Source organism: Ligilactobacillus salivarius DSM 20555 = ATCC 11741, from assembly GCF_001435955.1.
Lineage (GTDB): Bacteria > Bacillota > Bacilli > Lactobacillales > Lactobacillaceae > Ligilactobacillus > Ligilactobacillus salivarius.
On record NZ_AYYT01000005.1, the window covers coordinates 43171 to 68431 of the forward strand.

Annotated in this window: 23 protein-coding genes and 1 pseudogene; all 24 read left to right on the forward strand. The window is 31.7% G+C overall.

The genetic code is table 11. The annotated features are described in order from the left end of the window. Positions 1-3: 3 nt before the first annotated feature. The 24 genes and pseudogenes from FC55_RS03985 to FC55_RS04105 all read left to right on the forward strand — a co-directional run bounded on the left by FC55_RS03985 (position 4) and on the right by FC55_RS04105 (position 25227). Entirely contained in the window at positions 4-1374 is a 1371-nt protein-coding gene (locus FC55_RS03985) for an RsmB/NOP family class I SAM-dependent RNA methyltransferase (RefSeq protein ID WP_003700396.1), read from the forward strand. A gap of 22 nt (positions 1375-1396) precedes the next feature. Continuing rightward, a complete protein-coding gene (locus FC55_RS03990; RefSeq protein WP_003700395.1) occupies positions 1397-1912 on the forward strand; it encodes a GNAT family N-acetyltransferase in 516 nt (171 codons plus the stop codon). 302 nt (positions 1913-2214) lie between these two features. Then, a complete protein-coding gene (locus FC55_RS03995; protein ID WP_003700394.1) occupies positions 2215-2958 on the forward strand; it encodes a YveK family protein in 744 nt (247 codons plus the stop codon). Positions 2959-2962: 4 nt separating this feature from the next. Further along, complete coding sequence (locus FC55_RS04000) at positions 2963-3625, forward strand: CpsD/CapB family tyrosine-protein kinase (RefSeq protein WP_003704149.1); 663 nt, start codon at positions 2963-2965, stop codon at positions 3623-3625. A 281-nt stretch (positions 3626-3906) separates the two neighbouring features. After that, complete coding sequence (locus FC55_RS04005) at positions 3907-5460, forward strand: polysaccharide biosynthesis protein (RefSeq protein ID WP_229104136.1); 1554 nt, start codon at positions 3907-3909, stop codon at positions 5458-5460. 71 nt (positions 5461-5531) lie between these two features. After that, positions 5532-6728: a DegT/DnrJ/EryC1/StrS family aminotransferase gene (locus FC55_RS04010; protein ID WP_003700391.1), complete on the forward strand. Its 1197-nt coding sequence runs from the start codon at positions 5532-5534 to the stop codon at positions 6726-6728. Positions 6729-6777: 49 nt separating this feature from the next. After that, positions 6778-7425, forward strand: coding sequence for a sugar transferase (locus FC55_RS04015; RefSeq protein WP_003700390.1), 648 nt, complete (start codon positions 6778-6780; stop codon positions 7423-7425). Beyond that, positions 7422-8012 (forward strand): acetyltransferase, encoded by a 591-nt coding sequence (locus tag FC55_RS04020; RefSeq protein WP_003700389.1) that lies wholly within the window; start codon positions 7422-7424, stop codon positions 8010-8012. The genes FC55_RS04015 and FC55_RS04020 overlap by 4 nt, the downstream gene beginning before the upstream one ends. 13 nt (positions 8013-8025) lie before the next feature. Next, positions 8026-9123 (forward strand): glycosyltransferase family 4 protein, encoded by a 1098-nt coding sequence (locus tag FC55_RS04025; protein ID WP_003700388.1) that lies wholly within the window; start codon positions 8026-8028, stop codon positions 9121-9123. Positions 9124-9135: 12 nt separating this feature from the next. Next, positions 9136-10284 (forward strand): glycosyltransferase family 4 protein, encoded by a 1149-nt coding sequence (locus FC55_RS04030; RefSeq protein ID WP_035149825.1) that lies wholly within the window; start codon positions 9136-9138, stop codon positions 10282-10284. A gap of 30 nt (positions 10285-10314) precedes the next feature. Next, on the forward strand, positions 10315-11421 hold the full coding sequence (locus tag FC55_RS04035; RefSeq protein ID WP_003700386.1) for a glycosyltransferase: 1107 nt from the start codon (positions 10315-10317) through the stop codon (positions 11419-11421). Between the two features lie 13 nt (positions 11422-11434). Continuing rightward, entirely contained in the window at positions 11435-12304 is an 870-nt protein-coding gene (locus tag FC55_RS04040; protein ID WP_003700385.1) for a glycosyltransferase family 2 protein, read from the forward strand. Then, complete coding sequence (locus tag FC55_RS04045) at positions 12264-13196, forward strand: glycosyltransferase family A protein (protein WP_003700384.1); 933 nt, start codon at positions 12264-12266, stop codon at positions 13194-13196. The genes FC55_RS04040 and FC55_RS04045 overlap by 41 nt, the downstream gene beginning before the upstream one ends. Positions 13197-13207: 11 nt before the next feature. Continuing rightward, positions 13208-14299, forward strand: a complete 1092-nt coding sequence (locus tag FC55_RS04050; RefSeq protein WP_003700382.1) for an EpsG family protein — start codon at positions 13208-13210, stop codon at positions 14297-14299. A gap of 14 nt (positions 14300-14313) precedes the next feature. Then, positions 14314-15256 (forward strand): annotated as a pseudogene (locus FC55_RS10245) (DUF6625 family protein). A 19-nt stretch (positions 15257-15275) separates the two neighbouring features. Further along, on the forward strand, positions 15276-16391 hold the full coding sequence (locus tag FC55_RS04065) for a glycosyltransferase WbsX family protein (RefSeq protein WP_003700377.1): 1116 nt from the start codon (positions 15276-15278) through the stop codon (positions 16389-16391). 72 nt (positions 16392-16463) lie between these two features. Continuing rightward, complete coding sequence (locus FC55_RS04070; protein ID WP_003700375.1) at positions 16464-17576, forward strand: glycosyltransferase WbsX family protein; 1113 nt, start codon at positions 16464-16466, stop codon at positions 17574-17576. A 28-nt stretch (positions 17577-17604) separates the two neighbouring features. Next, positions 17605-19137, forward strand: a complete 1533-nt coding sequence (locus FC55_RS04075; RefSeq protein WP_081036605.1) for a lipopolysaccharide biosynthesis protein — start codon at positions 17605-17607, stop codon at positions 19135-19137. Positions 19138-19142: 5 nt separating this feature from the next. Further along, on the forward strand, positions 19143-20222 hold the full coding sequence (locus FC55_RS04080; RefSeq protein ID WP_035149816.1) for an NAD-dependent epimerase/dehydratase family protein: 1080 nt from the start codon (positions 19143-19145) through the stop codon (positions 20220-20222). Positions 20223-20228: 6 nt separating this feature from the next. Continuing rightward, positions 20229-21479 (forward strand): nucleotide sugar dehydrogenase, encoded by a 1251-nt coding sequence (locus FC55_RS04085; protein WP_003700371.1) that lies wholly within the window; start codon positions 20229-20231, stop codon positions 21477-21479. 12 nt (positions 21480-21491) lie between these two features. Next, on the forward strand, positions 21492-22652 hold the full coding sequence (locus FC55_RS04090) for a glycosyltransferase family 4 protein (protein WP_003700369.1): 1161 nt from the start codon (positions 21492-21494) through the stop codon (positions 22650-22652). 74 nt (positions 22653-22726) lie between these two features. Next, entirely contained in the window at positions 22727-23884 is a 1158-nt protein-coding gene (locus FC55_RS04095; RefSeq protein WP_003700368.1) for a glycosyltransferase family 4 protein, read from the forward strand. A 22-nt stretch (positions 23885-23906) separates the two neighbouring features. After that, positions 23907-24239, forward strand: coding sequence for a hypothetical protein (locus tag FC55_RS04100; RefSeq protein WP_003700366.1), 333 nt, complete (start codon positions 23907-23909; stop codon positions 24237-24239). A 142-nt stretch (positions 24240-24381) separates the two neighbouring features. Then, on the forward strand, positions 24382-25227 hold the full coding sequence (locus FC55_RS04105; protein WP_003700365.1) for an SDR family oxidoreductase: 846 nt from the start codon (positions 24382-24384) through the stop codon (positions 25225-25227). The last annotated feature ends 34 nt before the right edge of the window (positions 25228-25261 follow it).

Genomic DNA, 25261 nt, shown 5'->3' on the forward strand with positions numbered 1-25261 from the left:
AGAATGGATTTACCTAAAGAGTTTATTGAGAAATATCAAAAATTATTGGGCGATGAAGCTGAGGCATTCTTAGCTAGTTTGGATGAAAAAAGCGTGATTGGTTTTCGTCTAAATCCTTTGAAACGTCATTATAAAGATGTAGATTATGATTTAACTGCTAGTGTTCCTTTTGCGCAAGATGGATTTATCGGCAAAGTAAGTGGGCGTTCATTAGAACATCAAGCAGGTTATGTATATAGTCAAGATTTAAGTGCGATGTATGTAGCGGCAGTGGCAAATGCTCAACCAGGGGATAAGGTGTTGGATTTGTGTGCAGCACCTGGAGGAAAATCTACACAACTTGCTGAACAACTCAACAATCAAGGGTTATTGGTAAGTAATGAAATTAATACTAAACGTGCTAAAATCCTAGCAGAAAATATGGAACGTATAGGTGCCAAGAATGTAATTATCACTAATGAATCACCAGATAATCTTGCGAAAGTATTCAAGGGATACTTTGACAAGATTGTAGTTGATGCGCCTTGTTCTGGAGAAGGAATGTTTCGTAAGGATCATAGTGCAGTTAAGTATTGGCATAAGGACTATCCTGCTGAGTGTGCTCGTCGACAGAAATTAATTCTAGAAGAAGCAATGAAAATGCTCAAAACTGGGGGAGAGTTGGTTTATTCAACTTGTACATTTGCTCCAGAAGAAGACGAGCAAATTGTAGCTTGGTTGTTAGAAAACTATGATCTAACTTTAGAACCAATTACTAAATATGATGGTATGGATAGTGGTCGCCCAGAATTTGCAGATGGCAATGAAGACTTAACAAAGACAATTCGTTTAATGCCACATCATTTTGAAGGTGAGGGACAATTTTTAGCTAAGTTAAAATTTAATGGTGAAGCTGCAAGTGTAGCTAAAAAGAAAGCTAAGAAGAAAAAGAAAAGCAAAACTATTTCAGCTGATGAATTGGATTTATGGCATAAATTTGTATCTGATTTTTCAAGTCAGGAATTGAATTTTGCTGATCAAGATTTACGTATTAATGGCGACTATCTTTACTATTACAATAAAGATTGGTTAGATATTAATAAGTTAAAATATGTTCGACCAGGTTTGATGTTGGGGACTTTCAAGAAGAATCGCTTTGAACCTAGTTATGCCTTGGCTTTGGCAGTACAGGAAGCTGCTGAAGAAAATGTAATTGAATTATCTAAAGATCAATGGGCAGAATACGTAGCAGGTAACACTATATTTTTGAGTGGTAACACTAGAAAAAATGGCTGGTATTTATTACGTTGTGAAGAAAAGAATTTTGCATTTGGCAAATTAGTTAATGGAACTATAAAGAACTTTTTCCCTAAAGGATTAAGATTTCAAGCTTGAAGCAGGAAAGAAGACTTACTATATGAGTATCAAAGAAATAAGTAATAGTGCTAAAGACATTAAGGCATTACAAGCAATAGCTAAGCAAACTTTTACTGAGACATTTGGTAGTCAAAATACTGCTGAAGATTTGGCGAAGTTTCTCAATGAAGAATATGATTTTGACAAGTTAAAAGCTGAAGTGGAAAATCCAGAATCATTTTATTACTTCTATTATTTTGAGGATGAACTTGCGGGGTATTTAAAATTGAATGTTGGTGCAGCGCAAACAGAATCAGATTATCCAGAAGCGTTAGAAATTCAAAGGATATACGTATTACAAAAATATCAAGGAAAAAGAATTGGTCTAGCTATGATGCAACAAGCGTTAGCAGTAGCAGAAGAATTAAAGAAACCCCAAGTTTGGCTAGGTGTTTGGGAAAATAACTTTAAGGCGCAAGCTTTTTATCAAAAATCTGGTTTCAAAAAAGTTGGCTCACATGATTTTATTTTGGGCGATGATAGACAAACAGATTATATTTTGTTAAAAACTTTATAAAGGAATGAAGGCTATATCAGGATTGGTATAGTCTTTTTTCAAGTTGTATTATATAAATATCTATACTATAATATATTTAGAAAAAGTAATGTAATTTAAATTATTTAATAGAAGGGATTTAGAAAAATTTATTTTAATGAGTGTTAAGGTGTATGTGACTATATAGTTATAATTGGCGATGAGGACAGTTTTAAAAGTAAATAATTTAATTGAATTAGCTAAGCAGTAATCAAAACCATGACTTTATCACTTTAGTTAGGGTTGATTACTGCTTTTTTCATAATAATTGTTGAGGTGGTAGTATGGATAACATAAAAAAAGAATATCGAGAACTCGATTTATTCGAAATATTCCAAATGTTATTGCGGCATTGGTGGATAATTTTACTGAGCGGTCTTTTATGCGGATTGGCAGCGTTTACCTATAGTAAGTTTGCGGTTGTTCCTCAGTATACTTCAGTTACGAAAATCTATCTATCCAATAAGTTAACGGAAAACCAGACTAATCCCACTCCTTCAACAGAGTTAATAAAAGACTATGAAGAAATGGTAAAAAGTCGAGCTGTTTTAGAGAATATTATCGAAAAACAGGATCTACGCTATAGTTATGGTGAATTAAGTAAGAAAGTTAATGCAGAAAATAAAGATGAAACTCAAATCATTAGCATAAGTGTTACTGATCCTAATCCAGTTGTGGCGCAGAGATTGGCCAATAGTATTCGCGATGAATCGATTAAACATGTTACAAAAGTTATGAAAGTTATTTCCGTTGGTGTGGTAGATAAAGCCAATTATCCTCAAAGTCAATCATATCCAATTACAATAAAATGGATTGAATACGGATTTTTAATTGGTTTTGTATTATCAATTGGGGTACTTTTGATACGCTTCATCTTAGATGACACAATTAAGACAAGCGAAGATGTTGAAAAGTATCTAGGATTGAGTACCTTAGCTGTAATTCCTAAGATTAGTGATAGTAATAATAAGAAGAAATACTATGGAAATTATGGTAAAGGTAAGAGCAAACGGAGAAAGAGGGTGTGAGTGGATGCAAAAGTTTGAGTTGCGTTTAGATGATATTGATTTTCAAAGTCAAGAATCATTTAAAACTTTAAGATTCAATGTTGAATTTTCTGGAGAGAAGAATCAAGTGTTTTATATAACTAGTACATATCCAAATGAAGGTAAAAGTACAGTTTCATTAGAGTTAGCCTTAGCTTTCTCTGATAATGGAAAAAAAGCATTGTTAATAGATGCGGATTTAAGAAAGTCAGTTTCAAGACAGTTAATTCGTACTGGTAGTATTGAGATGGGACTATCAGATTACTTAGTAGGCAGAGCACAATTTGATGATGTGATCGCTCAAAGTAATATAGAAAACTTTAGTATGATATTTTCTGGACCAGTTCCACCTAATCCAAGTGAAATATTGGATGGAGAAAGATTTAAGCATTTAATAGAAACTGTTAAAGAAAAATTCGATATTGTTATCATTGATACGCCACCAATGGGAAGTGTCATTGATGCAGCAGTGATTGCTAAAAATTGTGATGGTGGCATTATTGTAATTAATAGTGGACAAGCTAGTTATCGACAAATTAGAAAAACTAAAGAACAATTGGAACGTGCTGATAGTAAAATCATCGGATGTGTCTTAAATAAAGTAGATGCTTCCAATAATGATTACTACTACGGTTACTACCATAAATAAGCGTGGGGGGGGGGGGAACTATGAATTCTATCAACAAGATAAAATCACTTCCTCAATGGGTGTTTCGAGCATTCTACCTATCTTTGTATGACTTGATAACAGTCAATTTTGCTTATTTTATAGTGTTATGGTTACACTATAATTTGAGATACACAACCATCCCCTTAAAGTATTTACAAGCATATCTAAGTTTTGTACCAATATACTCTTTATTTACTTTGAGTGTTTTCTATTTTTTGAAATTATATAAGAGTATTTGGAAATACGTTAGTCTGAGTGAAATGAACCGAATATTATTAGCGACAATTGTAACAGCGATTTTTCATGGAATCGGTATTACCGTTTTATGCACAAGAATGCCTATTTCCTATTATTTAATGGGACCGCTATTTCAATTTATGTTTACCGTGAGTGTAAGGTTTGCATATCGTTTTATTAATTTAGTGAGAAGACGAAAACAAAGAAATGAAAATGCTAAATATAATTCTTTAATTATTGGAGCTGGTTCAGCAGGTCAAATTATTATTAAAGAACTAGAAAATTCATCAGTAGCACAATCTGTTCCTAAATGTGTAATTGATGATGATCCAAACAAATGGGGTAGAATGTTGAAAAATATTCCAATTATAGGTGGACGTGAGAAAATCATTGAAGCAGTTCAAAAATTTGATATCACACAAATTATTTTTACAATACCTTCTGCAAGTGCTAAAGATAAAAGAGAGATTTTGAATATCTGTAAGGAAACGGATTGTAAGTTATTGACATTGCCAGGAGTGTATCAATTATTAAACGAAGAAGTTTTCTTACAGCATTTAAAGCCAGTAGCGGTTGAAGATTTATTAGGAAGAGAACCAATAAAGGCAGATTTAGGCCAAATCAAGAAACAAATTCAAGGTAAAGTTGTATTAATAACTGGTGGTGGAGGCTCAATTGGTTCAGAGCTTTGTCGTCAGATTGCGACCTATGATCCTAAGCAATTAATCGTTTTTGATATCTATGAGAATAATGCTTATAGTATTGAACAAGAATTAAAAAGAAACTATCCTAATTTAAATTTAAAAGTTTTAATTGGATCAGTTCGAGATCAAAAAAGAGTAGATGATATTTTTTCGAGTTATCGACCAGATATTGTTTATCACGCTGCTGCCCATAAGCATGTTCCATTAATGGAAGGTAGTCCTAATGAAGCAGTTAAAAACAATGTTGTTGGTACTTATAACACTTCTAAGGCAGCCTTAAAGTACAATGCTGAACGATTTGTACTAATTAGTACAGATAAGGCAGTTAATCCAACAAATGCAATGGGAGCTAGCAAGCGTATTTGTGAGATGATTATTCAAATGATGGATAAAGACAGTCGCAATAGAAAGAAACGAACACAGTTTGTAGCAGTTAGATTTGGAAATGTTCTAGGCAGTAATGGTTCTGTGATTCCTTTATTCAAGAAACAAATTGCAGCCGGTGGTCCAGTTACAGTAACTCATCCTGATATTATTCGATATTTCATGACGATTTCAGAAGCAGTTGGGTTGGTTTTGCAAGCCGGAGCATATGCGGCTGGTGGAGAAATATTTGTTTTAGATATGGGACAACCAATTAAAATTGATACTTTAGCACGAAACTTAATTAAGTTATCAGGATTACATCCAGATGAAGATATCGAAATTAAATATATTGGTTTGCGTCCAGGAGAAAAGCTATATGAAGAAAAGTTAATGGCTGAAGAAGGATTACAAAAGACTGAAAATCAACTTATCTATATTGGAAAACCAATTCCATTTGATGAGAAGAAATTCTTAAAGGATTTACAGAGTCTAATTCAAAGTAGTTAAGAAAATCCTAAGAATATTGAAGCTCAGATGCAAAAAATTGTACCGAACTTCAAGTTTCAGGAGGTGGTAGGATGAAGCAAAAATTTGAGCCTTTCACAGAAAGAGTTTATTTATCTTCGCCAACAATGCATGGTGAAGAATTAAAGTATATGACAGAAGCCTATCAAACGAATTGGATGTCGACGATAGGGGCGAATATCGATTCAATTGAAGCTGATGTAGCTAAAAAAATAGGTGTGGGGTACACCGTAGCATTATCATCAGGAACAGCGGCTTTGCATTTGGCGATGAAACTAGCCAAGATTAAACACGGGGAAAAGGTATTTTGTACAGATATGACCTTTAGCGCTACAGCTAATCCAATAGTTTATGAAGGTGGAGTACCTATCTTTATTGATAGTGAGCCTGATACATGGAATATGAGTCCAGAAGCATTAGAAAAAGCTTTTGAATTATATCCAGATGTAAGAGTAGTTATGTTAGCTCATCTGTACGGAGTACCGGCAAAATTAACAGAAATTAAGGAAATTTGTAGGCAACACAAAGCGATTTTAATAGAAGATGCAGCTGAGTCTTTAGGGGCAACTTATCAAGGACAACAGACTGGATCATTTGGAGAAATTGGAGTTATTTCTTTTAATGGTAATAAAATTATCACCGGATCTTCAGGTGGTATGTTACTGACAGATAAGAAAGAATTAGCTGATAAAGCAAGGAAATTATCGACACAAGCTAGAGAAGATGCACCTTGGTATCAGCATAAAGAGATAGGATACAACTATCGCATGAGTAATGTAATTGCAGGAATAGTTCGAGGACAATTTCCGTATTTAGAAGAACATATTGTCCAAAAGAAGAAAATCTATCAACGTTATCAAGCCGGATTGAGTGAATTGCCGGTTAAGATGAATCCTTTTGATAGTGATAAGAGTGAACCTAATTTTTGGTTATCATGTTTAGTGATCGATAAAGAGGCGATGTGTAAGCAAACTAGGACAGATACCGAAGCTAGTTATATTTCTGAGCAAGGTAAATCTTGTCCGACAGAGATTTTAGAAGCACTGGCTGCCATTAACGCAGAGGGGCGTCCAATTTGGAAACCAATGCATCTTCAACCTATTTATGAGAAAAACGTATTTGTTAAAGTTGATGAAAATGGTGTAGATGAAGATATTTTTAATCGCGGGTTGTGTTTACCTAGTGATAATAAGATGACTCCAGAACAACAAGATAGAATTATTGATGTAATTAAATCATGTTTTGAGTGATGAGAAGTTTGAGTGGGATTTTGAGTGGAAGTTAAGGGGATGATGAAATATGATCCAGACTACAACCATTAAGCCAAAGGGTTTCTACGAAAGATATATAAAAAGACTACAAGCTATTGTACTTAGTTTGATTGCGATAATTATACTTTCACCAATTTTGCTAATCACATATTTATTAGTAAGAGTAAAGTTTGGAAAACCTGCCATTTTTATACAAAAAAGGGTAGGTAAAGATGGAAAAGTATTTGATTTGTATAAATTTAGAACAATGACTAATCAAAGAGGTAAAGATGGAAAATTATTACCTGATGATCAACGTTTGACTAGCTTTGGTAAAAAATTACGTAGTACAAGTTTAGATGAATTACCAGAGTTGTTCAATATTTTAAAGGGTGATATGGCATTGATTGGACCACGTCCTTTATTAGTGAAGTATTTACCTTTATATAATGATGAACAAGCTAGAAGACATGAAGTAAGACCAGGCTTGACAGGTTATGCTCAAGTAAACGGACGAAATGCAATTACTTGGGAAGATCGTTTTAAATTAGATGTAGAGTATGTTGATAATGTTACTTTTCTCAATGACTGGAAGATAATTTTCAAAACTATTAAAACAGTTTTTAAGAGAGAAGGAATATCAGAAAAAGGTTCAGCGACAATGGACGAATTTAAAGGAAATGGGCATAGAGTATGAAAAAATTAGTTATCCTAGGTGCTGGTGGTCATGGAAAAGTCGTAGCTGATATTGCTGTGAAAAACGGCTATGAAGAAATTGTTTTTTTAGATGATAATAAAACATCATGTGCTGGTTTTAGTGTCGTTGGAAAAATAGAAGATGCAGCTAAAATAAAAGGAGATAAATTTGTAGCAATTGGGGATGCAAATCTTCGCCAAAAATTAATGGAAAAGATTAAGACAGTTACGTTGATCCATCCCCGAGCTACAATCAGCAGAAGGGTAACTATTGGTGAAGGAACAGTGGTGATGGCTGGAGTGGTAATCAATTCTGATACTAAGATTGGTAAGGGATGTATTATCAATACTTCAGCTTCGGTTGACCACGATTGTACATTGGATGATTTTGTTCACGTTTCTGTGGGAGCACATCTAGCGGGAAATGTGAAGGTTGCGACTAGAACTTGGCTAGGGGTTTCAGCCAGTGTTATCAATAATATTGCTATCTGCAAAGATTGCATGATAGGTGCTGGAGCAGTAGTCGTTAAAGATATTAATAAAAGTGGAACTTATGTGGGAGTACCAGCTAGACTTTTAACAAGGTAAGAGGTGATTAGTAATGAAAAGAATTTTGATTATTGCAAATAATGATGTAGGCTTATATAAATTCAGAAAAGAACTAATTACGGAACTTACTAAAGAAAATGAAATCTATCTACTTCTGCCATATGGGAAAAATGTCGATAAATTAATAGCATTAGGTGCTAAATTCATTGATTGTCCTTATTTAGAAAGACGCGGAACGAACCCATTTAAAGATATTCGGTTAATGTTGTATTTTAGAAAAAATATTAGAAAACTAAAGCCAGATGTAATTTTGACATACACAATCAAGCCCAATATTTACGGTGGATATGCTGCTCGTTTATGTAAGATTCCATATATAGTCAATGTCACAGGCTTAGGAACAGCTTTAGAAAATGAAGGAATTTTACAAAAAATAACAAGTTTGATGTACAAAGTAGCTTTAAAAGATGCGAAAAAAATTTTCTTTCAAAATCAAGCTAATCAAGATTTTATGTTAGATAGGAAAATAATCGATAAAAGTAATAGTTATGAAATTATTCCTGGATCTGGAGTAAATTTACAAGAATATCAAAAGAAACCATATCCTAAACATGAAGTAGTAAAATTTGCTTTTGTTTCAAGGATTATGCGCCAGAAAGGTATAGATCAATATTTAGCAGCAGCTAAGTATATTAAAAAGAAGTATTCAGAGACAGAATTTCATATCTATGGCTTTTGTGAAGAAGAGTATCAAAGTGTGTTAGCTAAGTTGCAAGCTGAAAAGATTATTAATTATCATGGAATGGTTCAAGATATGAAATCTGTATATCAAGAAATTGATTGTTTGATTCATCCAACTTATTATCCAGAAGGAATGTCGAATGTTTTGTTGGAGGCATGTGCGAGTGGTCGTCCGATTATTACAACTGATCGACCAGGTTGTCGAGAAATTGTTGATGATGGGGTGAATGGTTTTGTCGTTGTAGAACAAAATAGCAAAGACTTAACTGATAAGATAGAACAATTTCTCCATTTAGATTTAGAACAAAGAGAAAAAATGGGAATTGCAGCACGCAAAAAAGTAGAACAAGAATTTGATCGACAAATCATAGTGTCTAAGTATCTTGCTGAAATACAAAATATTAGATAGAGGGTGATGAGAATGAAAATTTGTATTTGTGTGGGAACAATTTCTGGTATAGGTGGAATCCAAAGGGTAATTACACTTTTTGCAAATGAATTAGCTAAGAAGCATGAGGTTACAATTTCTTCTTACGATACACCTGAAATTTTATCCAATTCAGTTTATAAATTAGATAAAAGTATAAACTTTGTTGAATTTCCAAAGAATAAAATTGCGTCTAATATTCTTTATAGAATTGTTAGGAAAATACTATCTAAAGTTGCAAGAAATGATAAATATTTAGAGAAAATAGATTTTCCTAAATTTATGCAAAAAAAGCTAGTAACTTTTTTTAATCAAGGTGACTATGATGTCGTGATAGGTGTTGCTTGGTATCACAGCCTTTTGTTGGCAATGGTTGCTCCAGAAATAGAAGCTAAAACAATTGGTTGGCAACATAATTCATACGACGCTTATTTTTGTACTCCTGGACGTTATGCTTGGAAGAAAGCTGGTCTTTTTAAAAAGTATCTTTCCAACCTTGATGCATACGTTGTTTTAAATGAAACAGCTAAAGAAAAGGTAGATGCTAATTTTGGAATTAATTCAACTGTCATTTACAATCCTAAGAGTTATGTTTCTAAGGAAAAATCAGATATGAGAAATAAGGTCTTCCTTGCAGCTGGACGAATGGCTTATGCCAAAGGATTCGATACCCTGATAGATGCTTTTAAAATTTTTGCCAAAAAAAATTCGGATTGGAAGTTGCTGTTAGTCGGTGATGGTGAGGAACTTCCAGCGATAAAGGATAAAATTAAAGAATATGAATTGGAAGAAAGAATCCTAACTCCTGGGAAAACTGATGATATAAAGAAATACTTCTTACAATCTTCGGTACTGCTTTTATCGTCAAGATGGGAAGGAATGCCGATGATAGTTCTTGAATCTCTTGAAATGGGATGTCCAATTGTTGCATTTGATATTGATGCAATGGGTCCATTGGTTACTAATGGAATTGAAGGACTAATTGTTAAAAATAAGCAAGATGCAAATGCTTATGCTCAAGCGATGTTAAAAATAGCTGAAAATCAAGCTTTGAGAGATCAGATGCATCAGGCTGCAATTCAAAAATCACGTCAATTTTCCGTAGATAAAATAGTAAGTAAGTGGGAAGAAATTCTTAGGTAGAAAATTTCCGATAGAAATTAGGTGGCAACAATGAAAATCTTATTTGTTAATAACGGTCTAGCAGGTGGCGGTGTTGAGAAATTATTGAATGACATGTTGCCACTAATTAATGAAAGTGGGAATTACTGTGAACTATTAATTTTATTTGACGATAACGCTAAGTATTTGGAATCTCTGCGAAATCATGGGGTTAAAGTTCAGATTGTTCCTAAAAATATCTATAATAAAGGCCACTTTAAGAGAATGATATACATAATGAATTATATAAAGAATAATAACTTTGATATAGTTCACGCTAATGAATTTCCATTGATATATTATTGTTCTATTATAAAGGTTATTTTAGGGGAAAAGATGCCTAAGCTAGTAATGACGGAGCATAATACTGATAATAGGCGTCGTCATATCAAGTTAAGTCGACCATTAGAGAAAATAATTTATCGTAATTATGATAAAGTTACGTCGATAAGTGATAAGGTACAAGAGGTTTTATTGGATTGGCTACGACCTAATGATAGGGATAAATATGTGGTTATCTGTAATGGGATAGTCATAGAAGATTTTAGAAAATCCCAACCATATAAGAGAAGTGACTTGCTTCCGGGGATTGGTGAGAAAGATAAATTACTTTGTATTATTGGATCACTAACTGAACAAAAGAATTACTTCTTTATGCTAGAAGTTATGGAGAATTTACCTGATAACTATCATTTACTCTGTCTAGGTGAAGGTCCATTAAAACAAGAGATTATGAATAAAATCCAACAGAAAAAACTACAAAAAAAGGTTCATTTGTTAGGATTTAGAAAAGATGTAGCTAGGGTTTTAAAAACAATTGATGTATTGGTTATTCCATCGCTCTGGGAAGGATTTGGCTTGATTGCAGTAGAAGCCATGGCAAGTCAAACTCCAGTCATTGTATCAGATGTGCCTGGTTTAGCTGAAGTAGTTGGTGAAGCTGGAGTTAAATGTTCAGTAAATGACGTTGAAAAGTTTGTTCAAGCAATAAAGAAAGTAGTTAGTGATAGTGAGTATTCACATAAGTTAACCAAATTGAGTGAGAAACAAGCCAGTAAATATGATATAAGAAAAATGACTGAGAATTATTTGAGGTTATACAAGCATTTACTGGAGTGAGAAGGTGTAGGAATTGAAATTTTGTGGAGTAGTAGTTTGGTACAATCCTGACGGTGATATCTTAGATAATATTAGTTCTTACATTACTGATATTGATAAATTATATATTGTTGATAACTCAAATGGAAGTCATATCAACTTATTAGCTAATTACAAATATCAGAATAAATGTGAGTATATTCCTTTACATAAAAATCTAGGTTTAGCATATGCTTTAAATGTAGGTTGCAAAAAAGCAATCAAAGATAGATTTGACTATATTCTAACAATGGATCAGGATTCAATATTTGAACCAACAGCTGTTAGTAAATTAAAGGTAGCAGCTCAAAAAAATAAAAGATATGGTATTATTTGTCCAAATGTTAAGTCTATTTATCATGATGAGAAAACTAATTTAGACAAAGTAGCTTATCTAAAATGGAGCAAGGAAGAATTTAAAGAAATTCCCTGGACAATGACTTCTGGAAGCTTAACTTCACTCAAAGCTTACACTGATGTTGGTGGTTTTGATGATGACTTATTTATAGCTCATATTGATATAGATTTTTGTATCAAATTGAATCAAAATAATTGGAAAATTTTGATGGTGGGACCAGCGATTATTAAGCAGCGTTTTGGAAATTCTAAACCAGTTCGAATTTTATGGAAGAAAGTTCATCCGTCGTTTGCTAACCCAGTACGTACATATTATTTATTTAGAAATCAGAAATATTTAGAGATGAAATATGGAAAAGAGATCCATGAATTTATTGGAGTAGATCTATGTAAATTTTTTGTGAAAATTACTTTATTTGAGAAACAAAAAGCAAAGAAATACTTGATGATGCTTCGAGGATATAGGGATGCTAAGGCAAATAGAATGGGAAAATATAAGGACGGATGAGTATATGGGAAAATTGTTGACAATATTAACCCCAACATATAATCGTGGCGAATATTTAGAAAATATTTTTGTATCTCTACAACAACAAACAGATAAAGATTTTGAGTGGTTGATAATTGATGATGGTAGTACAGATAATACAAAGGAAATTGTAGAATCATTCATTAAAAGCAACAAATTAAGAATTAGATATTTTTATAAGGAAAATGGTGGGAAGCATACTGCTATAAATTATGGATTAAAGTATACTTTCACGAAGTTAATAGTCATTTTGGATAGTGATGATACTTTTACGAATGATGCGGTTGAAGTGATTGAGAAGACTTACAATGAAAATAAAAATAAAGAAAATATTTGTGGATTTACTTTTTTAAGACAGAGAAAAAATGGTGAACTATTTGGAAAAGATTTTCCTAGAGAAGGCAGATATAATTTCTTAAAATGGAGGCTAAGCAAAGTTTCTACTGGTGAAAGATGTGACGTATTTTATAGTGAAATTATGAAACAATATCCATTCAGTGAGTATGAAGGTGAAAAATATATTGGTGAAAGCACAATGATGATTAAAATGGCATATCAATACGATATGATTGGTAAAAATAGTGTGATTGGTATTTCAGATTACTTAGAAGGTGGTTTGACTAACAGTAATAGAGTATTGAGATTACACTCCTTATTGGGAAGTATAGAGTACTGTAATTTATGCATGATGCCAGGAATATATTGGAGAAGAAGATTAAAATCAGCTCTTTTATATGATACATATGGATTTTTGAAGAATATAGGACTTAAGCAACTCATTAACGATAGTAATGCACCATTGTTAACGACAATATTTTATCCAATATCTACAATTATAGGAAGATATTGGAAAAATAAATATAAATTATAGGAAGTGATGATATGGTTTATTATTTGGGAATCGCAACTTTAATATTTATTGGCTACTTCACTTCCAAAAATAGTGACAAATATTTAAATGCTATGCTATGTATATTATTTGTGTTTATTACCTTACATAATCCCTACATAACAGGAACTGATGGTAGATCATATCGAGCATACTTTAAGGAAAATATCCCAACCTTATTTCATTTTTCTGAGTATAATCACACATATGAAATTGGATATGCTTTACTAAACTCGCTAGCTAAAACCATTCATAACGACTACTTTATTTTTCAGTTAATATATAGTTTTATTGCCATCTTTTTATTAGGGTTGGTTTTGAAGAAGACTAAATTAGCTGATCAAGAAAAATTATTATTATTGTTTGTTTACTTCTGCTATCGTTTTTTTCAAAATAATATGGAATTTTTACGACAAAATATTGCTATCTTACTTATCTGGTTAGCAGTTCTTTCAATAAGTGATTATTACCAAGAAAAAGGTAAGAATAAAATTAAATATTTACTAACAATTATTGCTTGGACTTTCCACCGAAGTGCGATTTTCAATTTGATATTATTACCATTGATTGAGAGATTGAAAAGGACTGATGTTAAAAAATTAGTAGTAATAACTTCAGTTGCTTCTTTTGGAATTTTATTTTTAGGAAATAGTGCAATTTCAAAGATTGTTCAATTCGCCATAATAATTGGTGGTGATAGGTATTCTTCATACTTGATTAATCCAGGAGAAGTTGTACCACCAATTAATCCGGTTAATTATGGTATTCGTTATATATTTTATATTATGTATTTCTTAAGTATTGATAACTATGAATATAGCAAGAAGAAAACTATTTTGGTAGTTGCAAGTCTAGCAATTATTTGTGGCTCTATTAATCAAAATATATTCACTAGATTATTAGAATATTACATGATAGGAATTTATATAGCAATTGTTAAAAGTAAACATCTGATGACAGCTGGAAGATCTAGAAATTTGTATTTATTAATCTTGTACGTAGCTTTTATGATCATTCTAGCAAGGAATTTAATGTCGGTATCTGGTGGTACATATATGAATTATCAATTATATCCATTTAAATAAGGGGGAAGATTAGAATGGTAGCTAAAATAGGAGTAATAATCCCATATTTTGGAAAATTACCAAATTATTTTGATGTATGGTACCAGTCAGCAATCCAGAGTAAAAAGGTAGATTTTATTTTTTATACAGATTGTAAGATAGAACCGACACAAAATATTATTGTGCACAACTGTAGCTTTACAGATTTTCGTAACAAAGTCCAGAGTAAATTTGATTTTAAAATTAGTTTGGAAAGGGCATATAAAATTTGTGATTTTCGTCCAGCCTATAGTTATATTTTTCAGGAAGAGTTAGAAAAATATAAATTTTGGGGATATTGTTTTTGGTGATATTGACAAATATTTATCTGATGAAATTTTATTTAAGAATGATGTCATTGGTAAGTATGGACATTTTTCTATATATCAAAATAATGAAGAACTAAGATATCTTTTTATGGATGATGGAGTATATCCAGAAAAAAATTATCGAGAAGTATTCCAAAATAACGATGCCTTCTACTTTGATGAATTTGGAGGAATGATGTTAAAGAAATCTAGAAATGGGTATAAAACGTATCCCTTGAAAATAGCTAATTTCTTACCTATGCCTCCATATTTTAATGATCGAGGAGAATCGGTATACATAAAGTGGAGTAATGGTAAAGTATATACAATTTCTAAAGATAATCATTTAGAAGAATACTTTTATGTGCATTACAGTAAAAGAAAATTTAATCTTCATAAGGGTAACCAAAGCTCGGAAATAATTGTAACACCTAGTGATATTTACATGGGGAATGATAATTTACATATTAAACTAAAAGATCTTAAATTAGGTAAATTTTACTACTACAAATATATGCTAAGAAGAATATATATGCATCGTAATAATATTGGAAAGTTAATTCAACGAATGATTTGGGGACGTGATTTGAAAAAGTATACTGATAGCCTTAACGATAAGAAGAATTTTTAGTAAGGAGGAGGTGTGATATATGAAAATAATTGCTTTCTATTTACCTCAATATCATGAGATAAAAGAAAATAATGAGTGGTGGGGTAAAGGTTTTACCGAATGGACGAATGTAAGGAATTCTAAGCCTTATTTTAAAGGACATAATATGCCACGCCGCCCATTAAATGACAATTACTATGACTTAACAGATGTAAAAACGATGTTATGGCAAAAAGATCTAGCCAAAAAATATGGTATTTATGGATTTGCATATTATCATTACTGGTTCGAAGGAGAAATGTTATTGGAAAAACCAGCCGAGATAATGCTAAGGCATCCAGAAGTAGATATGCCGTTCTGCTTTTCCTGGGCAAATCATACTTGGTCGCGAGTTTGGGCGGATAAGACAAATAATGTATTAAAACTTCAGAAGTATGGCGATGAAAAAGATTGGAAACGTCATTTTGATTACTTATTACCTTTCTTCAAAGATAAACGCTATATTAAAGAAAATGGCCGACCAGTAATGATAATTTATAATCCTTTAGGTGTAAAAGAATTTCCTGAGATGATGAAAAAGTGGCAACAATGGGCTAAAGATGCAAGTTTGCCAGGAATTTTTTTCCTACATCAACAAAATGAATTTAATCATAATGAGGAATTTGGTGGTAATTCATTTGAAGGTGGAATTGAGTTTCAGCCTAATCGAGCTGTGGTAGAATACATACGTAAAAGTTTAACTTTTAAATTGGAAGCTTTAGGTAGCAGAATAGCAAATAAAATTCCTGTATTAATCTGTAAACATACTATGAAACATTATAGCTATGATGATATTTGGAAAATTATCTTAAAACAACAACCTAAAGGTAATGATTGGTATCCAGGTGCTTTTGCAGATTGGGACAATACTCCACGTAGAAAGAATAAAGGAGTATTTTGCGATGGAACGAGTCCAGAAAAGTTTGAATATTATTTAACGCAACAGATAAAACGAGCAAGGAATGTTTACCATAAGAATTATTTATTCATGTTTGCCTGGAATGAATGGGGAGAGTCTGGTTATTTAGAACCGGATACGAAAAATAGTTATAAGATGCTAGAGGCGGTAAGGAACGCCTTGATAGCTAATGATGAATTCCCAGATTTTGATAATTGAAATAATAATATTATATTTAAAAAATATATTGTAGGGTGATAAAAATTTCTAGTGAATGGAGGATTGTGTTATATGAAGATAATAGCATTTTATTTACCTCAATATCACGAAATAAAAGAAAATAATGAGTGGTGGGGTAAAGGATTTACGGAATGGACAAATGTAAAAAATTCTAAACCATATTTTAAAGGGCATAATATGCCACGCCGCCCATTGAATGATAATTATTATAATCTAACAGATATAAAAACAATGTTATGGCAAAAAGATTTAGCTAAAAAATATGGCATTTATGGATTTGCGTATTATCATTACTGGTTTGAAGGTAAGATGTTATTAGAAAAACCGGCTGAGATAATGCTAAGGCATCCAGAAGTAGATATGCCATTTTGTTTTTCCTGGGCAAATCATACCTGGTCTCGAGCATGGGCGGATAAGACAAATGAAAAATTAATAATTCAAAAATATGGTGATGAAAAAGACTGGAAACGTCATTTTGATTATCTACTACCTTTCTTCAAAGATAGTAGGTATATTAAGGAGGATGGTCGACCAGTAATGATATTATATAATCCTTTAGGTGTAAAGGAATTTCCTGAGATGATGAAAAAGTGGCAACAATGGGCTAAAGAAGCAGGTTTACCAGGAATCTTTTTCTTACATCAGCAAGATAAATTTGATCATCATAAAAAAGATAGTGATGGCTTATATGATGGAGGAATTGAATTTCAGATGAGTCGAGCCATAGTAGAATATGGACGTAAGAGTTTAACTTTTAAACTAGAGACACTAGGCAGTATGATAGCTGATAGATTTCCTATGCTTATTTGTAAGAATACTATAAGACATTATAAGTATGATGATATTTGGAAAATTATTTTAAAACAACAGCCTAAAGGTGATGACTGGTATCCAGGTGCCTTTGTAGATTGGGATAATACTCCACGTCGGAAAAATAAGGGTTCATTTTGTGATGGAACAAGTCCAGAAAAATTTGAATATTATTTAACGCAACAGATAAAACGAGCAAGGAATGTTTATCATAAGGATTATTTATTCATGTTTGCCTGGAATGAATGGGGTGAATCAGGTTATTTAGAACCAGATACGAAAAATGGCTATAAAATGTTAGAAGCAGTGCGAAACGCTTTAATAGCTAATAATGAATTCCCAGATTTTGATTAGTAGAATAAACTATAAATGAGGAATGGATATGAAAAGCTCAAGAGTTGAAAATTCAATCAGAAATACAATTTATGCACTTAGTACTCAAATTTTTTCTATGTTAATGTCTTTTGCTGTACGTACTGTTTTTATTCATACTTTAGGAAAAGAGTATTTGGGTTTTAATGGTTTGTTCAGTAATATTTTTTCCATACTATCGTTAACAGAATTAGGTATGGGAACAGCTATTGTTTACTCCATGTACAAACCAGTAGCTCAAGGAGATCATAGAAAAGTAGCAGCTTTATTAAATTTATATCGGACTTTTTATAGAATAGTTGGAACTATTATTGCTGTTTTAGGATTGAGCTTGCTTCCATTTCTAAATTACTTAGTTTCAGGTATAAGAGATATTCCAGAACTAAAAATTATTTACTTGTTATATCTATCTAGTTCAGTTATAAGTTACTTTTTTGTATATAAAAAGAGTATTTTGACTGTATACCAACAAGATTATATTTCATCTAGAATTGATCTAATAATAAATTTCATACAAGGAATTATTCAAATTGCAATATTGATATTGTGGCATAATTATATTTTGTATTTAATAATTTTAATATTAACGGTGTTTTTTGGTAACTTACTAAATTCTCTCTATGTTGATTACAAATATCAATATTTAAAAGAATACCATTCAGAAAAAGTAGGAAAAGAAACTAAAAAGAAAATATATACAGATGTTAAAGCAATATTTGTTAGTAGAATTAGTTCAGCGATAGTGACTTCAACAGATAATTTACTAATTTCTGCATTCATTAGTACAATCATACTAGGATTATATTCTAATTATCTAATGCTAATAGGTGTTGTTAATACAATAACAAGTAAAATGATAGATTCTTTGACAGGTAGTGTAGGTAATTTAATTGCGGTTGAATCAATTGAAAGAGTTTATTTAATTTTTAAAAGAGTCTGGTTTATCAATTACTGGTTAGTCGCTTTTAGTTCAATATCGTTCTTTATTTTAGCTAATCCTTTCATTATTTTATGGGTAGGGAAATCATATCTTTTAAGTAGTGGAATTATTTTCATGATAGCGTTGAATCTTTTTATGCGACTGATTAGGAATACTTTTCTCATGTTTAATAATGCTTTTGGACATTTTGTAGAATTAAAGAAGAAAAATATTATTGAGCCAATTATTAATATGATAGCATCTTTATTATTTATCTTAGTATTCAAGATGGGAATAGTTGGTGTTTTACTAGGTACATTTGTTAGTAACATTACAACCAATTTTTGGTTTGAACCGTATCTGATATTTAAAAAATGTCAGGTTAGTTTAAAGGAATATTTTAAAATAGTTGGTAAATACTTGTTAACAAATATTGTGGCTGGGGGGCTAACGTATATACTTTGTGATATTTGTATAACAGGAAACAGTTGGATGTTATTTTTCGTTCGAATAGTAATTTGTTGTTTGGTTATTAATTTGACAATAATTTTATTTTATCGAAAAACAGATGAATATCATTATTTTATGATGTTAGTTAAGAAAGTTTTGAAATTAAGTAGGTGAAGGCGATGAAAGAAATAGATTTGACTGGAAAAAGAATTCTGATAACTGGAGGAGCCGGTTTTGTTGGAGCTAATTTGATTCTTTCCTTATTACGAACAGTTAAAGGTGTAAATATTTTAACAGTTGATAATATGAATGACTATTATGATGTTTCTTTAAAAGAATGGCGCCTTCAACAAATAGAGACAGAAATTAATCAACATGCAGAAAGTAAATTTGAATTCATTAAGGGAGATATTGCTGATGCTGGCTTAGTAAATCAAATATTTACTGACTTTAAACCTGATATTGTTGTTAATTTAGCAGCTCAAGCAGGAGTCAGGAATTCAATTACTAATCCAGATGCCTACATTAAGAGTAATATTATTGGTTTTTACAATATTTTAGAGGCATGTCGCCATTCTTATGATAATGAAAATGGTGTAGAACATTTAGTATTCGCTTCATCTTCGTCGATTTATGGTGATGGTAAAGAGATACCATATAAAATTGATAGTAATACAGATAAACAAATTTCTTTGTATGCTGCTACTAAGAAATCTGATGAAGTATTAGCTCATGTATATAGTCATCTTTTTGGGATTCCAGTAACAGGTTTGCGGTTCTTTACAGTTTATGGTCCAGGCGGCCGACCTGATATGGCATATTTTAAATTTACCAAGAAATTGATAAATGATGAAAAAATTCAGATTTTTAATTATGGAAATTGTCGCCGCGACTTTACTTATATTGACGATGTAGTTGAGGGGGTTAAGCGGGTAATGGCTGGAGTTCCAGAAAAATCAGAGCAAGACCTAGAACCAGCTTATCGAATCTACAACATTGGTAACCATCATCCTGAAAATTTGATGGAATTTGTACAAATTTTACAAGATGAGTTGGTGAAAGCAGATATTTTGCCGAAAGACTACGATTTTGAGGGACATATGGAACTAGTTCCAATGCAACCAGGAGACGTGGCTGTTACATATGCCGATATCAGCGAATTAGAAAAAGATTTTAATTTTAAACCAGATACCAAATTGAGAGTGGGCTTGAAAAGATTTATTAAGTGGTATCGAGATTTTTATAAATTAGGGAAGTGATAGTTGATGGAAAAAAGTTTAAATATAGCAGTAGCTGGAGTGGGCTACGTGGGTTTATCGTTGGCTGTGTTGCTTGCTCAGCACAATCATGTATCAGCGGTTGATACAGTTCCTGAGAAAGTAGAATTAATTAATAAGCGACAATCTCCAATTCAGGATGAATATATTGAAAAATACCTTGCAGAAAAAGAATTGGATTTACATGCAACAATAAACAGCGAAGAAGCGTATAGACAAGCAGATATCGTAATTGTAGCGACACCTACTAATTACGATGTAGTCAAAAATTATTTTGACACAAGTTCAGTAGAAAGTGTAATTGAAATGGTTTTAAGTGTTAACTCACATGCAACGATTGTCATAAAATCGACAATTCCTGTCGGTTATACAGAATCAGTTCGAGAAAAATACCAAACAGATAGAATTATTTTTAGTCCAGAATTTTTACGTGAATCAAAAGCTTTATATGATAATTTATATCCAAGTCGAATTATTGTAGCGACTGATAAGAGTGATGATAATCAACTTAAAGCTTCGCAACAATTTGCAGAGCTACTACAAGAAGGTGCAATAAAGGAAAATATCCCAGTGCTATTTCCAGGTTTTTCAGAAGCTGAAGCAATAAAATTATTTGCTAATACCTATTTAGCTTTGAGAATTTCATTCTTCAATGAATTAGATACTTATGCAGAATCTAGAAATTTGAATACTCAAGATATTATTGAAGGTGTATCTTTAGATGAGCGAATTGGCGATCATTATAATAATCCGTCCTTCGGCTATGGTGGATATTGTCTACCCAAAGATACTAAACAATTATTAGCCAACTACCAAGATATTCCAGAAGATTTAATTGAGGCAATCGTGAAATCCAATAGTACAAGAAAGAGTTTCATTGCTGATCAAGTTTTGAAAAAGGCTGGTTATTATGATTATTCTCAAGATATGATTTACAATCCAAATGAGAAAAAACAACCAGTTGTTGGGGTTTATCGTCTAACAATGAAGTCCAATTCGGATAACTTCCGCGAATCATCTATCCAAGGAGTAATGAAACGGATAAGAGCTAAAGGGGCACAAATTATAATTTATGAGCCAACTTTAGATGGTAATGCAACATTCTTTGGTAGTCAGATTATTAATGATTTAGAGAAATTTAAGAAAATGAGCGATGTCATAGTTGCTAATCGATATGAAAAATGCCTAGATGATGTAGAAGAAAAAGTATATACACGTGACATTTTTAAACGTGACTAGGGAGATTGTGATATGAATAAACAGATAAAAATATTATTTTGTCTTCATTATGCTAATCTAAATAATGGTGCAGTACGCTCGTTGGTAGATATTATTGAAAATATAGTTAAAAGAGATGGGGTGACAGTATATGTTGTATATCCTACTCGGAGAGATACAGCTATTGATTATTTAGAAAATTTAGGCGTGAAAACCATATATTTACCCTTTGCTTATAAACTTAATTACACTGAAAATAGTAAAAGAGAAAGTTTCAAGTATATGGTTAAGAAATTTTTATCATGGTTTATACTTTTTAAATTAAGAAGTGTAGTGAAAAAAGAAAAGATTAATGTTATTTACAGTAACACAATTGTGATAGATTATGGCTTTATTTTAAGTAAAATGACTGGACTTCCTCATATATGGCATATAAGGGAATTTGGAAAAGAAGATCACGGTTTTTCATTAAGAGGAGGCGAAAAAGCTCTGTATCGTAAGTTGAATAAATCTAAGGGTATAATCTATATTTCAAAAGCGATAGAGAAGAAATACTCTCCTCATATAAGAAAAGAAATCCTTCAAGAAGTGATATATAATGACATTTCAGGAGATTTTATAAATAAAAAAACTAATTTTAATACTAATCCTAATAACCTATTGAAAGCAACTATAGTTGGAATGATTCAAGAAGGTAAGGGACAATTAATAGCAGTAAAAGCAGTAGAAAAAGCCAATAAATTGGGTGCTAAAATTGAGTTACATATATGTGGAGAAAAATCGGAAGCCTATTACAATGAAATAAATAGTTATGTGAAAGATCATAGGCTATCTGATCAAGTGTATTTTGATGGTTTCAAGACAAAAATGAACGAATATCGATCTGATATGGATATTGGGATTGTAGCATCTAGAAGTGAGGCTTTTGGAAGAGTTACGATTGAAGGAATGCTTAGCAATTTGGCGATGATAGGTGCTGATAGTGCTGGTACAAGTGAGCTAATAGCAGATAATGTAACAGGCTTATTATATAAAAATGGAGATATTGATGAATTAGCTGAGAAATTAGTGTACTTGTATAAAGATAGGCAAAAAATGAAAGAGCTAGCCATCAATGGATTTGATTTTGCAAAGAAATTTACAAAAGGAAATGCAGCGGATAAAATTTACAATGTGATTACTAAGTTGGGTTAATGGCTATGAGATGGATTATTTATAAAAATTATTTTAATACAATTAAAATCTAATTGTATAGAAAGGAAATAAAAATGGATGAAAAAGTAAAAATATTGTTCTGTTTACATTATTCAGACCTAAATAATGGTGGAATACGCTCAATGATAGATGTTATTGAGAATATCATAAAAAATGATAATGTAACAGTATATATTGTATATCCTACTCGTAAAAATACAGCTATTGATTATTTAGAAAAATTAGGGGTAAAAACTATATTTTTACCTTTTTATAAGCTTAATTATAATAAAACTGGGAGAAAAGGAACCTGGAAGTACATAATTAAGCGGATTATGTCACCATTTTTATTTTATAAATTAAGGCAGATAGTTAAAAAAGAAGAGATTAATGTTATTTACAGTAATACAATTGTAATAGATTATGGCTTTATTTTAAGTAAAATGACTGGACTTCCTCATATATGGCATATAAGAGAATTTGGAAAAGAAGATCATGGTATTTTGCTAAGAGGTGGAGAAGAAACTTTATATCAAAAGCTAAATAATTCTAAAGGAATAATCTATATTTCAAAAGCGATAGAAAAAAAGTATGCGCCACATATAAGAAATGGTATTTTTCAAGAAGTAATTTATGATGATATATCAAAAACATTTATAAATAAAAAGACTGAGTTTAATATTGATCCTGACAATTTATTGAAAGCTACTATAGTTGGAGCAATTCAAGAAGGTAAGGGACAATTAGTAGCAATAAAAGCAGTAGAAAAAGCTAATAAATTAGGTGCTAAAATTGAGTTACACATATGTGGGGAAAAAACAGGAGCTTATTATAATAAAATAAATAATTACGTGAAAGATCATAATTTATCTGATCAAGTGTATTTTGATGGTTTCAAGACAAAAATGAATGAATATCGATCTGATATGGACATTGGGATTGTAGCATCTAGAAGTGAGGCTTTTGGAAGAGTTACGATTGAAGGAATGCTTAGCAATTTGGCGATGATAGGTGCTGATAGTGCTGGTACAAGTGAGCTAATAACAGATAATGTAACAGGCTTATTATATAAAAATGGAGATATTGATGAATTAGCTGAGAAATTAGTGTACTTGTATAAAGATAGACAGAAGCTGAAGGAGCTAGCTATCAATGGTTTTGATTTTGCGAAGAAATTTACAAAAGGAAATGCAGCAGATGAGATTTATGATGTGATTACTAAGTTGAGCTAATTATTACGGAGATGGATTGAATATGAAAAAATTTAAGTTTTTAATACGATCCACATATTTAATTGTATTATTAGAAATATTCTACTATCTAAGAATAGCGCCTCAAGTAGTTGGAACGCATTTTGTAAGTGATAATATTCCTGATAGTCTTGGAAGTAAGTATCAGCTATTTCTCTGGGAACTGCTGATATTAATTATGGGTGAAAGCATTATTTTAATAGAAAAGAATTGGCGTGTAAAAAATAAATTAGATAATTTACCGAAGCTATTGCCAAGAGAGTACAGATTATTAATAGTACCAGTAGTTATCATTATTTTGTCTGGTTTTATGATGTTTGAACAAATAAGTGTTTAGATGAAAAGCTATATTGAGAAGTGATTGCGATAGTTATTGTAATTCACTTCTTATTTTTTTGCATTTATCTGTTGACATTAAAACAACAGGGTAGTATATTATAGTTGTTGATTATAAAACAACAAGTTAGGAGAAGATAATTATGAAATATGGTATTACAGCAGCAACAGGTCACTTTGGTCAAGTAGCAGTTAAGGAATTAGTAGGTTTGGTAGGAGCAGACAACGTTGTCGCAATTGCACGTAATCTAGAAAAGGCTAAGCAATTACTTCCTAATAATGTGGAAGTTCGTCAAGGTGACTATGATGATAAGAATAGTTTAGTTTCAGCCTTTGAAGGACTAGACAAGGTGTTATTCATTTCATCTCAACCAGGTGGTAAAATCACACGTTTAGAACAACACACAAATGTAGTAGATGCCTTAAAAGAAGCTAAAGTTGGTTTTGTGGCATACACAAGTTTCCCACATGCTGATCAAGCAAAATCTGCCTTAGCTAGTGATCACACTGCAACTGAAAAGCTAATCGCAGAAAGTGGTATTAAGCACTCATTCTTACGTAACAACTGGTATTTGGAAAATGAAGCTGGATTCTTAAATGGAGAAGATATTGTTTATGCTGCTGGTGATGGAAAAGTAGGTTGGGCATTGGAACGTGAATATGCAGAAGGTGCTGTGAAAGTACTTGCTAGCGATGACACAAAAGATGTCTATGAATTTGCTGGTGCAAGCAGAAGTTATGCAGACTTAGCTAAAGCTGTCGGTGAAGTTTACGGTAAGAAAATTGCAGTAACAAATGTTGCTAGTGACGACTACAAGACAGGTTTAGAAAAAGCTGGTTTAGATGAAAATACAATTGGTTTCATTTTGATGATTCAAGATTTAATCAAGCAAGGTGAACTTACAGAAGAAACTTCTGACTTAGAAGATGTATTAGGTCATGAATTGAAGGCTTTACCTGAAGCAATTAAAGAAGTCATTGGTCGTTAATTTGTTGAGTATTAACTATACCTTTGTTAAAATG

Excerpts from the sequence above, each read along its gene's own strand:
- FC55_RS03985 (WP_003700396.1), top strand. The coding sequence starts at position 4 with ATGGATTTACCTAAAGAGTTTATTGAGAAATATCAAAAATTATTGGGC.
- FC55_RS03990 (WP_003700395.1), top strand. The coding sequence starts at position 1,397 with ATGAGTATCAAAGAAATAAGTAATAGTGCTAAAGACATTAAGGCATTA.
- FC55_RS03995 (WP_003700394.1), top strand. The coding sequence starts at position 2,215 with ATGGATAACATAAAAAAAGAATATCGAGAACTCGATTTATTCGAAATA.
- FC55_RS04000 (WP_003704149.1), top strand. The coding sequence starts at position 2,963 with ATGCAAAAGTTTGAGTTGCGTTTAGATGATATTGATTTTCAAAGTCAA.
- FC55_RS04005 (WP_229104136.1), top strand. The coding sequence starts at position 3,907 with ATGAACCGAATATTATTAGCGACAATTGTAACAGCGATTTTTCATGGA.
- FC55_RS04010 (WP_003700391.1), top strand. The coding sequence starts at position 5,532 with ATGAAGCAAAAATTTGAGCCTTTCACAGAAAGAGTTTATTTATCTTCG.
- FC55_RS04015 (WP_003700390.1), top strand. The coding sequence starts at position 6,778 with ATGATCCAGACTACAACCATTAAGCCAAAGGGTTTCTACGAAAGATAT.
- FC55_RS04020 (WP_003700389.1), top strand. The coding sequence starts at position 7,422 with ATGAAAAAATTAGTTATCCTAGGTGCTGGTGGTCATGGAAAAGTCGTA.
- FC55_RS04025 (WP_003700388.1), top strand. The coding sequence starts at position 8,026 with ATGAAAAGAATTTTGATTATTGCAAATAATGATGTAGGCTTATATAAA.
- FC55_RS04030 (WP_035149825.1), top strand. The coding sequence starts at position 9,136 with ATGAAAATTTGTATTTGTGTGGGAACAATTTCTGGTATAGGTGGAATC.
- FC55_RS04035 (WP_003700386.1), top strand. The coding sequence starts at position 10,315 with ATGAAAATCTTATTTGTTAATAACGGTCTAGCAGGTGGCGGTGTTGAG.
- FC55_RS04045 (WP_003700384.1), top strand. The coding sequence starts at position 12,264 with ATGCTAAGGCAAATAGAATGGGAAAATATAAGGACGGATGAGTATATG.
- FC55_RS04050 (WP_003700382.1), top strand. The coding sequence starts at position 13,208 with ATGGTTTATTATTTGGGAATCGCAACTTTAATATTTATTGGCTACTTC.
- FC55_RS04065 (WP_003700377.1), top strand. The coding sequence starts at position 15,276 with ATGAAAATAATTGCTTTCTATTTACCTCAATATCATGAGATAAAAGAA.
- FC55_RS04070 (WP_003700375.1), top strand. The coding sequence starts at position 16,464 with ATGAAGATAATAGCATTTTATTTACCTCAATATCACGAAATAAAAGAA.
- FC55_RS04075 (WP_081036605.1), top strand. The coding sequence starts at position 17,605 with ATGAAAAGCTCAAGAGTTGAAAATTCAATCAGAAATACAATTTATGCA.
- FC55_RS04080 (WP_035149816.1), top strand. The coding sequence starts at position 19,143 with ATGAAAGAAATAGATTTGACTGGAAAAAGAATTCTGATAACTGGAGGA.
- FC55_RS04085 (WP_003700371.1), top strand. The coding sequence starts at position 20,229 with ATGGAAAAAAGTTTAAATATAGCAGTAGCTGGAGTGGGCTACGTGGGT.
- FC55_RS04090 (WP_003700369.1), top strand. The coding sequence starts at position 21,492 with ATGAATAAACAGATAAAAATATTATTTTGTCTTCATTATGCTAATCTA.
- FC55_RS04095 (WP_003700368.1), top strand. The coding sequence starts at position 22,727 with ATGGATGAAAAAGTAAAAATATTGTTCTGTTTACATTATTCAGACCTA.
- FC55_RS04100 (WP_003700366.1), top strand. The coding sequence starts at position 23,907 with ATGAAAAAATTTAAGTTTTTAATACGATCCACATATTTAATTGTATTA.
- FC55_RS04105 (WP_003700365.1), top strand. The coding sequence starts at position 24,382 with ATGAAATATGGTATTACAGCAGCAACAGGTCACTTTGGTCAAGTAGCA.